The 12,720-nt window shown below is 45.9% G+C and carries 11 protein-coding genes; 8 read left to right on the forward strand and 3 right to left on the reverse strand.

The window, feature by feature from the left end; translation table 11 throughout:
• The 6 genes from FNC98_RS01360 to FNC98_RS01385 all read left to right on the forward strand — a co-directional run bounded on the left by FNC98_RS01360 (nucleotide 1) and on the right by FNC98_RS01385 (nucleotide 7,762).
• Nucleotides 1-828 carry a helix-turn-helix transcriptional regulator gene (locus FNC98_RS01360; RefSeq protein WP_143579575.1) on the forward strand — a complete coding sequence of 276 codons (828 nt, stop codon included), beginning with the start codon at nucleotides 1-3 and terminating at the stop codon, nucleotides 826-828.
• 110 nt (nucleotides 829-938) lie between these two features.
• Entirely contained in the window at nucleotides 939-2,336 is a 1,398-nt protein-coding gene (locus FNC98_RS01365) for an NAD(P)/FAD-dependent oxidoreductase (protein ID WP_143579576.1), read from the forward strand.
• A gap of 37 nt (nucleotides 2,337-2,373) precedes the next feature.
• Entirely contained in the window at nucleotides 2,374-3,285 is a 912-nt protein-coding gene (locus tag FNC98_RS01370; protein ID WP_143579577.1) for a dimethylarginine dimethylaminohydrolase family protein, read from the forward strand.
• Nucleotides 3,285-4,535: a M20 family metallo-hydrolase gene (locus tag FNC98_RS01375; RefSeq protein WP_143579578.1), complete on the forward strand. Its 1,251-nt coding sequence runs from the start codon at nucleotides 3,285-3,287 to the stop codon at nucleotides 4,533-4,535. Before FNC98_RS01370 ends, FNC98_RS01375 begins: the two co-directional genes overlap by 1 nt.
• 911 nt (nucleotides 4,536-5,446) lie before the next feature.
• A complete protein-coding gene (locus FNC98_RS01380; protein WP_260680406.1) occupies nucleotides 5,447-7,216 on the forward strand; it encodes an OPT family oligopeptide transporter in 1,770 nt (589 codons plus the stop codon).
• 12 nt (nucleotides 7,217-7,228) lie between these two features.
• A complete protein-coding gene (locus FNC98_RS01385) occupies nucleotides 7,229-7,762 on the forward strand; it encodes a hypothetical protein (protein WP_143579579.1) in 534 nt (177 codons plus the stop codon).
• 94 nt (nucleotides 7,763-7,856) lie between these two features.
• Here the strand turns inward: FNC98_RS01385 and FNC98_RS01390 are convergent, their stop codons facing one another.
• The 3 genes from FNC98_RS01390 to FNC98_RS01400 all read right to left on the reverse strand — a co-directional run bounded on the left by FNC98_RS01390 (nucleotide 7,857) and on the right by FNC98_RS01400 (nucleotide 10,692).
• Nucleotides 7,857-8,324 (reverse strand): hypothetical protein, encoded by a 468-nt coding sequence (locus FNC98_RS01390; RefSeq protein WP_221932910.1) that lies wholly within the window; start codon nucleotides 8,322-8,324, stop codon nucleotides 7,857-7,859.
• Nucleotides 8,325-8,405: 81 nt separating this feature from the next.
• Nucleotides 8,406-9,986 (reverse strand): amidohydrolase family protein, encoded by a 1,581-nt coding sequence (locus tag FNC98_RS01395; RefSeq protein WP_143579580.1) that lies wholly within the window; start codon nucleotides 9,984-9,986, stop codon nucleotides 8,406-8,408.
• Nucleotides 9,987-9,996: 10 nt separating this feature from the next.
• Nucleotides 9,997-10,692 carry a 2OG-Fe(II) oxygenase gene (locus FNC98_RS01400; protein ID WP_143579581.1) on the reverse strand — a complete coding sequence of 232 codons (696 nt, stop codon included), beginning with the start codon at nucleotides 10,690-10,692 and terminating at the stop codon, nucleotides 9,997-9,999.
• Between the two features lie 81 nt (nucleotides 10,693-10,773).
• Here FNC98_RS01400 and FNC98_RS01405 point away from each other — a divergent pair, with 81 nt between their 5' ends.
• Complete coding sequence (locus FNC98_RS01405; protein WP_143579582.1) at nucleotides 10,774-11,181, forward strand: acyl-CoA thioesterase; 408 nt, start codon at nucleotides 10,774-10,776, stop codon at nucleotides 11,179-11,181.
• Between the two features lie 164 nt (nucleotides 11,182-11,345).
• A complete protein-coding gene (locus tag FNC98_RS01410) occupies nucleotides 11,346-12,707 on the forward strand; it encodes an MFS transporter (protein WP_143579583.1) in 1,362 nt (453 codons plus the stop codon).
• Nucleotides 12,708-12,720: the final 13 nt, after the last annotated feature.

Consider the following 12,720-nt stretch of genomic DNA (forward strand, 5'->3'; position numbering starts at 1 on the left):
ATGGAACTTGATCGATTTAGTCAGTCCCTGGTTGCTTTGACTCAAGCCGTAGCGACACCAAACTTTTATCCTGCCTGTCAGCAACTATTTGAATCTTTTCTAGATTACGATGAATTGCTGGTTATCCATTTTCACCGTGAACAAGCACCGAGTCTTTTATTTCAGCACAGTAAAAATGCACATTCTGCTAATGATCTGGTGCAGCGCAATGAATGGAATTATTTGACTAACCTCTATGTTCTCGACCCATTTTACCGAGCCTACATTGATGATAATTATTCTGGCTTTCTAAGATTGAGTGACAGTGGTCCGGATCAGTTTGAAACCATATATAACCTCTATTTTAACTATCTAAAATTATCTGACGAGGTTGGATTTCTTTTACCTCTGGAAGATGGCAGCTGTATTCATATTGATTTATCCCGATTCTCTCCCGCGGAATCTTTTGGCGTTCGCACCTGTGCTTATTTGTCGCAATTAGTAAATGTATTGGCCGAGCTTTTCGCAGAGCATATTCGCGCGACACCTAAGCAACAAGACGAAAAGCAAAACCATGTTGAACAATTGCTACAAAATTTTGGTAAGGATGTGTTGACCAATAAAGAGTATCAGGTGATGCAATTATTACTGCGCGGCCACTCTACCAAAGCCATAGCCGCTAATATGGGGATCGGAACCGAAACCGTAAAAATGCATCGCAAGAATATTTACGGTAAAACTTTCACCGTAGGTCAGCCTGAAATTCTCGCCTTGTTTATCGAGATCCTGCAATCTGAAGATTTAGATCCAGGTCAGGATCAATTACATCGTTATCTGCAACGTCAATAATTAGGTCCTGGCAATAAATTAGTCCATGTATGACCCCCCTTATAGGGGTACTCATCTTTAATGCTTGGGGTAAGGTATCCACAATCCTTAATTTTGTGGAGCAGCAGTTCATGCCCTCATCGATGACTGACGGATTCAGTCAGACTAAATTTTTTCCTTATTGGCTCGATAGTGCTGACAGACCAGCACCTGAGCCAGAGCTTTGCTGTGATATCGAAACCGAGTTACTGATTGTTGGCGCTGGATTTACGGGGCTTTGGGCCGCATTGCAGGCAATTCAGGAAAATCCCAATCGCCAGATAACCGTTATTGAGGCCAGACAAATCGCCATCGGCGCCACTGGTCGTCCGGGCGCGATTCTGTCAACATCGTTAATGCATGGTATGGAAAACTCATATCGGCTATTCGCTGCAGAAATGGACAAATTGGAACAACTTGGTAAGGAAAACATGGATGGTTTTCGAAAAACCATCGAAGATTTTGATATCGATTGTGATATTGAGTGGGGTGGTGAGCTAACGGTTGCCGTTGGTGAGCAGGGAATTGAGGACATTGAGCGTGAATATCAACTTTATAAACGCTTTGGTCATGATGCGCATTTGTTATCTGCAGAGCAGGTTCGCTCAGAAGTTAATTCGCCACTTTTTGCTGGGGGGCTTTGGTCAAAACAGCGCAGCGGTACGGTTAATCCGGCAAAACTTGCCTGGGGATTAAAGCGTGCAGCAAAGTCTTTAGGGGTGACGTTTTACGAAAATACCCCAAAGCTAAAAGCCAAAAATCTTGGCGATAGCATTGAAGTCACTGTGCCTAACGGAAAAATTCGAGCAGCTAAAGTAATACTGGCTACCAATGCTTTTACTTCTCATCACAAAAAAATCAGCCGTCGCGTTTCGGCGATTCGCGATCGCATTCTGGTTACTGAACCTTTGACTGCCGCACAACTAGAGTCAATTGGCTGGACTAATCGTCAGGGCGTTTACGACACCCGCACCCAGTTAAACTACATGCGTTTAACCAAAGACAACCGGCTGTTATTTGGTGGTCGGCTTGGCTACTTCTACAACAACAATACCGACCCTGAGCAAGATAAAACTCCTGAACCTTATTACCGTTTGCTCGAGGCATTGCATCGCACATTCCCGTCATTAAAGGGTGTATCTGTCTCCCATGCTTGGAGTGGCCCGATTGCTCTCACCACCAGAATGGCTGTGCACTATCAAAGGTTCTTTGCTGGCAAAATGATTTATGCCGGTGGCTATTCGGGTTTTGGAGTAACCGCAAGTCGTTTCGCCGCTCGGGTTGGGTTGGCAATTATTGATAACAAGGACATTCCGGAGACACAGCTTACGTTCGCCAAAACCGTCCCGGGCTATATTCCACCAGAGCCATTTCGATACCTTGGTGCCAAGCTAACCATGTATGCCTTAGATACCGCCGATGAAAAAGGTGGCTGGAGGATCCCATGGTTGAAAATGGTCGAGAAAATGGGCTTTCCCCTAAAACCATAAATTTACACGTTAAGAGTAATGAAATCAGGATAAATCAATGAATGCATTTACCTTTAAACGACGCCTGGATGGCGGCAATACCCCAAGGCTACAACCCTGGAGCATGGACTCTGAATATGGGGTTTTAAAAGATGTGTTAATCGGGCCGATGGATCATTACTCATGGCAAACCGGCAATGCGATGTCGCGCCGTTCGATGCGCCTGGGTCGTCAGTTTGATATTGCGGTTGCTAAACAACAGTATCAACAGATGCTGGATATTTATCGTCAATGTGGCGTTAATACCCATCTGTTAAAGCCTGACGAGCAACTTCCTTATCAATTATATGCACGAGATTCTAGCGTTATGACCCCTTGGGGCCCAGTGGTCACTCAGATGTTTAGCCCCTGGCGTCGTGGCGAGTGGGCAGAAATTATAAAGTTTTATCAGGGCATGGATATTCCACTTTATGACATCATTACCGCAGGCAGTTTTGAAGGTGGTGATTTTATGGTGCTGGAGCCGGGCGTGATTTTATGTGGTTATACTGGCGAGCGCACTAGTGAAGCGGGATTAAAACAGATGCAGGCCTGGATCGAAGCGGAAGGTTGGGAATTTAAGAGCTATCAATTTGATCCATATTTCCTTCATCTTGATGTCAAAGTTGCCATGTTGTCGGAAAAACTGGCAGCAGTTTGTACCCAGGCGGTTGAAGATGAATTGCTGGACTGGTTTAAAGACCGAGGTATTGAAATCATCGATATTTCCTATCGCAGTGTGCTAGAGCTCGGCGTGAATGTGGTTGCCCTAGGTAATGACAGAGTGCTGATACCGGCACAAAGTACCGAGCTTATTGAAAAATCCAAAGCCCATGGCTTAGAAGTTTTCGCACCGGACATGTCAATGTTTACCTCTGGCGGTGGTGGTGTTCACTGTATGTGTCAGCCTTTGAGCAGGGAAGATGCGTAATGAATGATTTGACCAATGGCCAAACATTAGCGATTAACGGCCAGCGTCTTTGGCAGTCATTAATGAGCATGGCCAAAATTGGCGCTACTGAAAAAGGTGGTTGTAATCGTCAGGCGCTAACGCAGCTGGATAAAGCCGGGCGAGATCTGTTTATTCAATGGTGTGAAGATGCTGGGTGTGAAGTACGTTACGACCAAATGGGCAATTTATTTGCCCGCCGCCCAGGAAAAAATAATGATTTACCACCGGTAATTACTGGTAGTCACTTGGACACCCAACCGACAGGCGGAAAGTTTGACGGTGTCTATGGGGTACTTGCCGGCCTGGAAGTTATTCGCACGCTTAATGAGCAAAATATTGAAACCTTACACCCTATTGAGGTAATTGCCTGGACCAATGAAGAAGGGGCTCGCTTTTCTCCTGCTATGATTGGCTCTGGTGTCTGGTGTGGTGAGTTTGATATTGATTATGGCTGGTCGCGGACGGATAAACAGGGTGTAAGCATCAAGGACGAGCTAGTTAACCATAATATGCTCGGTGATGCGAAATGTAGTGCTTTTGCTGTTAAAGCGGCATTTGAATTACACATAGAACAAGGGCCAATTCTCGAGGCAGAGGAGCTACAGATTGGTATAGTGCAAGGCGTTCAGGGGATGCGTTGGTATGATTTAACCATCACCGGAAGTCCGGTTCATGCTGGTCCGACGCCAATGGAGCAGCGCCGTGACCCTTTTATGGGGCTTGCCGACATTACCAAGCAACTGTATCAACTAGCACAGCAATATGCGCCATGGTCGCGGGTAACATTCGGAGATATTAAGGCGCTGCCGGGATCTCGTAATACGGTACCCGAGCAATTAATTTTGGCAGTAGATTTACGTCATCCCGATCAACAAATTCTGGAACAAATGGATCAGGCGTTTAGAGAAATTGTTTCAGAGGTAAGTGAGCAATACCAATTATCGTCAACCATTCATGATGAGTGGAATTCGCCAGCTGTTACATTCGATGGCAATTGTGTCTCCGCAGTATCTGCAGCAGTAGAAGCTTTTGGCTATTCGGCAAAACAAATGTTCAGTGGTGCCGGCCATGACTCAGTGTATGTGTCTAAAGTTGCGCCCACCTCGATGATATTCGTTCCTTGTGAAGGCGGGATAAGCCACAACGAGGCAGAGAATGCCCATAAAGACGATATCACTGCTGGTGCTAATGTCTTACTTGGTGCCATGTTGAGGATGGCTGAATTATAGCGTCAGCTGAAACTGCCGCTAAATTCAGTGTACAGAACACAGAACACAGAACACAGAACACAGAACACAGAATACAGAATACAGAACACAGAACACAGAATACAGAATACAGAATACAGAGCACAGAGTTCAGAAAAAGCGCTTTAACTCTACGTCATTCCGACCCCAAATCACTCTAGCGTCATTCCGGTCTTCGAACCGGAATCTAAGTTTTTGGCAAGAGATACCGGACGACTCCGGTATGACGAAGTTAAGGGGTAACGGCATTCGGCCCCATACCCTAGAGCGTCATTCGGCCCCTACCCTAGAGCGTCATTCCGGTCTTCGAACCGGAATCTAAGTTTTTGGCAAGGGATACCGGACGACTCCGGTATGACGAAGTTAAGGGGTAACGTCATTCGGTCCCATACCCTAGAGCGTCATTACGGTCCTCGAACCGGAATCTAAGTTTTTGGCAAGAGATACCGGACCACTCCGGTATGACGAAGTTAAGGGGTAACGGCATTCGGTCCCATACCCTAGAGCGTCATTCCGGTCCTCGAACCGGAATCTAAGTTTTTGGCAAGAGATACCGGACCACTCCGGTATGACGAAGTTAAGGGGTAACGTCATTCGGCCCCATACCCTAGAGCGTCATTCCGGTCCTCGAACCGGAATCTAAGTTTTTGGCAAGAGATACCGGACCACTCCGTTATGACGAAGTTAAGGGGTAACGGCATTCGGTCCCATACCCTAGAGCGTCATTCGGCCCCTACCCTAGAGCGTCATTCCGGTCTTCGAACCGGAATCTAAAGTTAACAACAGATACCATCCACAAAAACAGTTTTATTGGTTTTGTGATTGCCTTAGTCGTTTATATCGTTAACAATCGAACGACCCGAATAACTAAAACAAATAACAGGGAGCTGTCTGTGTCAGAAACAACATCCGATCAATTGGCAGATAAACCTAAATCTACCTCCGACGGGCCACTATCCTATGGTCCATACCCTGAGCTGTCGAAATATGCGATTTTTGTCGGCTATTTTCTCGGTGTCATTATTGCCATTTCTATTGGTTACGCCTCATTGAAACTCGGCTTTTCCATTGAGGGTTCAGAGCTTGCTGCCATCCTTGGCTTTGGTATCTTGCGCGGCATTTTACGTCGCCGTTCCATTATCGAAAACAACGTAACCCAAACCGTTGCATCGGCAGTTAACGGTGCATCTTCGGGTTTAATGTTCTCGGTGCCGGCGATATTTATTCTTGGCTATGGTCAGGAACTAAATCCATACATCGTAACCTTTGGTGCCATCGCAGGTGCCTTCTTAGGTATTGCTTTTATCATTCCATTACGTAAGCAAATGATTGATTTTGAACGCCTTACCTATCCAGGTGGCGTTGCCGTCGCAACCATTTTGAAATCGCCTGGGGCCGGTATCGAAAAAGCCAAGTTACTTGTTGGCGCGATGATATTTTCCGGGGTTATCCATGTATTGGCCTTGGCCAACGGCGTTCATGATTTGCATGTCGGTGACTGGTTGAGTATTCCTGAAGATTACGCGTATTTGAATCTAATGTTTTATGCGTCTCTGATGACCGTAGGCGTTGGCTTTATCGCTGGCCGCGGTGGTTTTGCTTTTATCGTTGGTGGCTTTGTCTGTTATTTCTTCTTAGCACCAATGTTGGATCTAACCGGGATGTTGCCGTTAGATGCCGCAGGCAATGAAATCACCGATGCCAACGCGCTTCGCCTTACCCTATTCAGACCAACCGGTATCGGTATGTTAATTGGCGGTGCGGTTATTGGTGTCGTGTTCGCCTTACCTTTGATTCGCTCAGCAATTAAATCGATGCAAAACAGCGCCAAAGTCGAAAGTGCATTGAGCAGAGATGAAATGCCAATCAAACTGCTTTATTTCGCTGTTGCTGGCGCTGCTATCTTACTCATGATCATGGCCTGGACGTCAGCCGAGCAAGTAGGTATCGGCCGCGGTATTGCTATGGGGCTGCTAGGTACGCTTTGGATTTGGATGTCAGGTATCATCCTTTCCGAAGCCATTGGCCGCACTAACTGGTCACCGCTGAGTGGTATGACGCTTGTCGCAGTAACCATTCTGATCATGCTAACCAGTGGCATGGACACCACAGGCGCTATTGTTGCCGCTGTTACCGTAGGTGCTGCCACCTGTGTGGCGATGAGTCAGGCTACGGACTTAATGCTGGATATGAAAACCGGTTATCTGGTTGGTGCAACGCCACGTATGCAACAACTCGGTCAGTTTGCCGGCGCCTGGTTGGGGCCAATCGTTATTATCATTTTGATTTATGTTCTGCACAGTGCTTTTGGTTTAGGTAGTGATGAACTGCCAGCACCGCAAGGTCAGGCTTTGGCTTCCATGGTTCAGGGTATTACTGGTGGTGACGTACCAACAGAAAAATATACTGCCGGCGCATTATTAGGTGGTTTGTTATCAGCGATGATGGGCGGCCTGGGTATTACCGTTGGTCTTGGTTTTTACCTACCATTCAATATCGTATTGACCTATTCCTTAGGTACCTTATTACGTGAAGTTGTTGATCGTAAAAAGGGCACCCATTGGTCTGATAACAAAGGTATTCCAATCGCCGCAGGTTTGATTGTTGGTGAAGCTTTGGTTGGCGTAGGTTACGCCGTGGTTAAAATTGCGACTGCAGCGTAGGAGATAAGACAGATGATTAACTTAGCAAAATTTATTGTTATCGCGTCTTTTCTGGCGGGCGCATTCTTAGCATCGCTGGATGAAGAAACCATCAACTGGACGTATTTCATTCCGGTGATGATTGCCGGCGTTGTTGGTATTTTTCTGTTGAAATCCAGCGAAAAAGCCGCGGCTCAGGACGACAGCTTATTGGCCAGTGATAAGCAAATATTAGAAACCAGTCTCAACAATATTCTGGCAAACCTTAGAGACTTAGATGGCCGCAAAGACAAGGTTCCGACCTACGATATGCGCTTTGAAATTGATCGTATGTTCCGCGAAGATTTAAACAACTTTGCCGATAGCCGTGAAAGTATGAAGCATTTATTTGGCCTGATGGCGTATGCCGACATCATGTCGAGTTTTGCTGCGGGCGAACGTTATCTGAATCGCGTTTGGTCGGCGTCAACGGATGGTTATGTCGATGAGGTTTTAGCTTATGTTTCCAAAGCACACAGCCAGTTTGAGCATGCGCTGGAAGAATGGAATAAAGCAGAATCTGCGTAATAAAAACTAGCATTTAAAAAGGGGCATGATTTGCCCCTTTTTATTTCTACCTTGAGTCCGATAGATGGCTCAACGAATATTGGCAGAATGCTAGTTATAATGAAATCACGCCGGTAAATTCCAACACCAGAAGCGGCCCAAGAATAGCTAACATTGAACCAACAATACTGAGTAGGCCCATGCCGAGCACTTTCCAGTTTGATTGAAATACATAGTTATCGGATTCAACAATTTCTTGCTTTTTCATCTGCTGATTATCTGCAACATATCTGGCAATAATTACGTAAGCAACGGTAAATGGTAGGCTTGGGAAATCATCTGGCAGGAAAGGCATCGTCAGTAATAGAAGGACGATTAATCCAATACCTGCATACAGGGTTTTCTGTTTGCTATCGTGCTTTTGCAAAGTGCCAAAGTTCGACATCAAAAAGTACATCAGCCCGACTGGCCCACCCAAAAACGTGCCAACGGCAACCTGAGTTGGTGAATAAATCTTATTAACGTCACTATTTGATTGCACATTGACATCGGAATCAGGTGCAGCATATACATTATTTTCCATTTATTATTATTCCTCTTTTTGGGTAGCCATCTTATCGATGGATGAAACGCTTGTTGTATTCGATATAAATTTACTCGTCTTTTACTGTTCCTTGGTTTTTGCTTCTTCGACGATTTCTCTCACATCCGAAAGCAACTGCTTGGCATCATAAACAATGCCATCCTTGACGGTATAAACTACACCACCAACCCGGGTTGGTTGGTTATTGTCATCAAGGCGAAAATGGCCAGTACCATATAGCACTTTAAAGTTGCGCAGCGGGTTTTCTTTGACGATTACCATATCGGCCTTTTTACCTACCCGCAATGAGCCAATATCCTGTTCCAACCCCAGAGCTTCAGCGCCGTTGTAGGTAGCACTTTTAATCACCTCCAGGGCATTGAAACCCGCTTCACGCAAGAGTTCTAATTCACGAACATAGCCAAAGCCATAAATCTTGAAAATGTATCCAGAATCGGAACCTGTGGTGACCCGACCGCCATGGTTTTTATAATCATTTAAAAACGTCATCCAGGTTCTGAAATTCTGCTTCCAGGCGATTTCATCATCGGTAGTCCAGTCAAACCAGTAGCTGCCGTGGGCATAACGGGACGGTTGGAAGAATTCCCAAAGCGTTGGCAAGGTATATTCTTGGTGCCAGTCGGCATTCATCTCCCGCATTAAATCGCGGCTGGCTTCGTAGATAGTCATGGTTGGATCTAAGGTAAAATCTAGTGCAATTAATTCATCGCGAACCGCATTCCAGTGATCGCTACCAGGTTTTGCCGCCTGCGCCCATAATCGCCCAGCTTCACCAAAGCGATCCATTTCATCGTTGTAGTTGTAGTCTGGGGAATAATTTTGGATGGTTTGATTCTCAAAAAGCGCTTCCGGTAAGCCATACCAATGCTCCATGGTCGTTAATCCCATTCGCGCCGAATCAAGAACATTCATTCGTGCCACTTCTAATTGCGCATGATGCATCATGGTGCCAAGACCGGATTTTTTCGCCTGCGCCAGCGCCGCGTCCATAATGGCAGGTTCAGCGCCGAAGAATTTGATACCTTTTGCGCCATCCCGGGCAATACTTTTTACCCATTTTGTCGCCTGTTCCGGGGTGGTGATAGGTCGACTGTTACCCATACCAAAGCCCACATAAGGGACAATGCGAGGTGATGCGATGGTATTTTTCTCAGCGCGCTCTACGTGGTCCATCACCCAATCGACGCCATTGAAACTGCCCGGTTCGCGCACTGTGGTAATGCCATGTGCGAGCCAAAGCTTTAATACGTATTCGGCTGGAATATTATCGGCACTGCCACCAATGTGCCCGTGCATATCGACAAAACCCGGCAGGATATAATGACCACTGACATCCAGCTCCTGATCACCGGGATTGGCCACTGGACGACGATTGGCTTTGATAGGTACCCCTGGGTGACCAACGCTTACCATGGCGACAATACGATCATTCTCAACAACGATATCCATTGGCCCCTGAGCTGGTGCACCTTCGCCGGTAACGACGTTAGCCCCGCGCAGTATCAGCCGTTTATACGGACCTTCACCCCGTTCTCGTTCCGGTGCTTTCGGTGGCGCAGCAACTAGGGAAAAACTTAAACTCATGCAGACAAGGGCGCTGCATGCGGTAATCTTTGCGATTAGTCCTGATCGTTTTTTCATATTGTCTCTTTTATTGCGTATAAATACGTTCTGCCGGATTAAATAGCATCCATGAGGTTAACACATATTTGTCACTTGAGATCGGCACATTGCCGCGATGAGTATGGGTGAATCCGCAGGGTGCAATCACCATAGTGCCTGCCTTCGGACGAATACTTTTTTCCTGATAATAAAAATCTGTTTCTCCGCCTTCTTCGATGTCATTGAGATAGATTAAAAACAACAAAGTCCGATGTAATGCCATATTGCCGTTCGGTTGTGGATAAATTTCCGAGTGCCAGTAACCGTAATTACCTATGCCTTTATCGTATTTTTGCGCATTGATAGGTGCCAGTTGGAACAGATAACGAACCAGGTTCATTAGATTCGGTTTACCGACTTCTACAAAGTTGTCGGCAGTTAACTGCACCGGTTTTCCTGTTACCGGATGATTTACGGTAAGGGATATACCGCTGATTAAGGCAAAAAAATACTTTTCCAGATAAGCCTGGATATGATGTGTCGTGGTTTGCAGAATAGTATTCAGAGATTCCTGAAATTGCGGGTGCTTATTAAGGTAAATATCAGTACTGATTTTTTTACTGGTATCGACACCACCGCCAGTTATCCCCGGTGTTTTATGGGGACTTTGTTCAAATTGCTGAATGAATTTCTGACAAAATTCTTTTGACAGGGCGTTATCATAAACTTCGATAAAATCGGTCACGGGGCACATTATTTCTTGGTAAATCGTAGCAGTACTATGCAATAATTTTAGCCATAATGCTTAACTTTTTGAGAACCCTACATGTTTAGCGATGAATTTTTTCCACGCTTTAGCGACACCGATGCCCTAGGCCATATTAACAATACCTGTATTCCAGTCTGGTTTGAGGGCGCCAGGGAAGGGGTGTTTAAGTTGTTCACGCCGGAACTGGATTTACAAAACTGGCCTTTGATTCTCGCCAAAATCGATGTGCATTTTCATGCGCAAATTTATTACGGTGAAAAAATCGAAGTAAGAACCTTTATATCCAGGGTCGGGAATTCTTCATTCGACGTTTATCAAGAGGTTTGGCAACAAGGTGAATGCAGAGCCAGTGGTACCGCTGTTATGGTGCACTTTTGCTATGAAAAACAAGGTGCTGTCGCTATTGAGGATAATCTCAAACAAATTCTGTTGAGCCACGCACCTACCCATGAAACCTACTCTTAACCTTCGTCCTTATTAGCGAAGAAAAAACTGCTGTCAGGCAGGTGATTCTCATAAGCTTGGCATGTTAAACTAGCGGCTTGTTTTACAGGCAGGCCTCTCGATTATTTGTTCAACAGCGAGACACCTGCAACCTTAACCACGAAAAGAATTAATCCGTAACCTTTATGAATCAAGACGCACTAAATCCTGTAGAGAAAAAAGCCGCTTTATCCCTGGCTGGAGTTTTTGGCTTGCGGATGATTGGCCTGTTTATGATTCTGCCAATCTTTGCGGTATATGGTGCCGATCTCCATGGATTTAATGCCTTGTGGCTTGGCCTGGCAATTGGTGCCTATGGATTTACCCAGGCGCTACTGCAAATTCCAATGGGAATATTATCTGATAAATTCGGCCGTAAGCCGGTGATCTATGCAGGCCTGGCAATCTTTTGTCTAGGTAGCGTAGTCGCCGCTATGTCAGAAAGCGTTTACGGTGTTGTCGCAGGCCGTGCATTGCAGGGAATGGGCGCTATCGCCAGTGCAGTCATGGCACTGGCCGCAGACTTATCCCGAGAAGAACAACGTCCAAAAGTGATGGCGACCATAGGTATGTTCATCGGTGTCTCTTTTGCACTGGCTATGGTTTTAGGTCCAATTATTGCCGACAGCTTTGCGTTATCTGGCGTTTTCTGGGCCACCGCATTGCTAGCCTTGCTCGGTATTTTGGTGATCAAGTTTATTGTCCCAGATGCCATCAATGTTGCCCCGAAGGGCGATAATGTTGCGGTTCCGGCGAAGCTTAAAATGATGCTCGCAAATCCACAGTTGATGCGTCTTAATGTTGGTGTATTTAGCTTGCATTTGGCACTGACGGCAATGTTCGTATCTTTACCGGCGATGTTAGTTGATTTGGGATTCGCCGCAGAAAAGCACTGGCAGTTATACCTGCCATCGTTACTTGGTGCTTTCGTATTGATGGTGCCATTTATGATTTGGGCCATTAAGAAGAACAAAGAAAAGCTGGTATTTTGCGGTGCAATCGTGCTGTTAACGGCAAGTGCGCTGGCTCTATGGGGATTCCAGCAAAGCTTCACTGCATTGGTGATTACCGTGGTGTTGTTCTTTGTGGCGTTTAATTATCTCGAAGCAACAATGCCATCGGCATTGTCACGCATAGCACCTGCTGGCGATAAAGGCAGCGCGATGGGAATATTTTCCACCAGTCAGTTTTTTGGCGCCTTTGTCGGTGGTCTTGCTGGTGGGGTGGTGCAAATGTATTACTCGCAATCCGGCGTTTTCTTATTTGCGGCCGCCGTATTGCTAGTGTGGTTGTTGCTGGCGTTAACCATGAAAATGCCTGCGAAAGCGAAAAGTGTCAGCTTTAATATCAGTTTCTCCGACGAAGAACATGCCAGGGAAGTGGCACAAAAACTAATGGCGATGCCAGGCGTGATTGAATCAACAATTGTCTATTCGGAATCCGTGGCTTATCTGAAAGTGGATGAGAATCTGGCAGATGTCAGTGCCATCAAAGCGCAGTTTTCTTAACGTTAATTAATAG

Source organism: Thalassotalea sp. PS06, assembly GCF_007197775.1.
GTDB lineage: Bacteria > Pseudomonadota > Gammaproteobacteria > Enterobacterales > Alteromonadaceae > Thalassotalea_A.

Excerpts from the sequence above, each read along its gene's own strand:
- FNC98_RS01365 (WP_143579576.1), top strand. The coding sequence starts at position 939 with ATGCCCTCATCGATGACTGACGGATTCAGTCAGACTAAATTTTTTCCT.
- FNC98_RS01395 (WP_143579580.1), bottom strand. The coding sequence starts at position 9,986 with ATGAAAAAACGATCAGGACTAATCGCAAAGATTACCGCATGCAGCGCC.
- FNC98_RS01410 (WP_143579583.1), top strand. The coding sequence starts at position 11,346 with ATGAATCAAGACGCACTAAATCCTGTAGAGAAAAAAGCCGCTTTATCC.
- FNC98_RS01385 (WP_143579579.1), top strand. The coding sequence starts at position 7,229 with ATGATTAACTTAGCAAAATTTATTGTTATCGCGTCTTTTCTGGCGGGC.
- FNC98_RS01390 (WP_221932910.1), bottom strand. The coding sequence starts at position 8,324 with ATGGAAAATAATGTATATGCTGCACCTGATTCCGATGTCAATGTGCAA.
- FNC98_RS01370 (WP_143579577.1), top strand. The coding sequence starts at position 2,374 with ATGAATGCATTTACCTTTAAACGACGCCTGGATGGCGGCAATACCCCA.
- FNC98_RS01405 (WP_143579582.1), top strand. The coding sequence starts at position 10,774 with ATGTTTAGCGATGAATTTTTTCCACGCTTTAGCGACACCGATGCCCTA.
- FNC98_RS01360 (WP_143579575.1), top strand. The coding sequence starts at position 1 with ATGGAACTTGATCGATTTAGTCAGTCCCTGGTTGCTTTGACTCAAGCC.
- FNC98_RS01375 (WP_143579578.1), top strand. The coding sequence starts at position 3,285 with ATGAATGATTTGACCAATGGCCAAACATTAGCGATTAACGGCCAGCGT.